Origin of the sequence: Nocardia carnea NBRC 14403, assembly GCF_000308515.1 — a bacterium.
Lineage (GTDB): Bacteria > Actinomycetota > Actinomycetes > Mycobacteriales > Mycobacteriaceae > Nocardia > Nocardia carnea.
Window position 1 is genome coordinate 1 of the sequence record NZ_BAFV01000087.1, and the last position, 1025, is coordinate 1025.

General features: G+C 64.4%; 1 pseudogene. It reads right to left on the bottom strand.

Going from position 1 to position 1025, the window contains the following annotated elements:
* Nucleotides 1-1025, bottom strand: a pseudogene (locus ON22_RS26615) (hypothetical protein); the annotation flags it as partial.

Here is a 1025-nt window from a genome sequence, read left to right on the forward strand (position 1 = left end):
TATCTCATGCGCGCCACGAACCCGTCACTGTCGGTGTCCTCGCCGCGGTGAAGCAGCGGAATCAGGGGGTCGAAATCCATCAACAGGACCTCGTTCATCCGCCGGCCGGTGCGGATTTGCAGCATCAGCGCATGGAAGGCCTGCAGATCGCCGAGCCCGCCCTCCTCCTTCGGCGCAGCCAGCAATTCCGAACCCGCAGCGATGCGGCTGACGACCTCGTCCTCCAGCGCCATATCGTCTGGGAGCTTGTTCACCAGTCGAGGCTTGTCCTCGGGCCGGAACAGCGTCGTATGCTGCGGGGTGAGCTGCTGCCAGCGTGGCTCCCCGAGTATGGTGGTCGCCTCCGCAACGTTGTCGAACATCCACCGGTAGAAGGTCTCGACCGTCACCAGAGGCTGGCGCACCTGGTTCTTCCCCAGCGGTCGACCCTTGCTCGGGCCGGCCTGGATGCGATGGGCACGAAGCGATTCGACGAACCCTCGCGTGAACGGCCGGAGGTCGACATACGAATCGACCAGGTGCGGTCCGGCGCAGCCGACCTGGTCCAGATACCACTGGAACCACTTGAAGTGGTCGACGCGGCTCTTGACCGAACTCCAGACATACTGGCCGCCCAGCAGCTGGACCGACAACCACCATTTGACTGCTTCGCGCAGCCAGTCGGTCGTCAAGTGGGAGAAGTTGGCCGCGCTGTTGCGGTGCGGCTCGTGCTCCCGAAGCGGGATCCGGTCATCCAGCAACGGCGACCACACATTCAGCTGCCACCACGGACCGTCGTGATAGGCATACGCCAGTCGATCCTGCACCCGCTTCAGCTGCGAACTCATGGTGTTACCGACCACGGCACCCACGCTGCCCGGGCCCTGCTTCATCTGTGCACGCCGCAGCTCATGCACCCACTCCTCCGCAGGCAACGCGGTGACCGATCGGGCCTGCCGAGCAGCCGGTGAACCAAATCCCGTGACCTGCTGCAGCCCATACCGCAAGCTGTTGAACCGCGTGGGGTTGATGACGTTGCCGGCAGC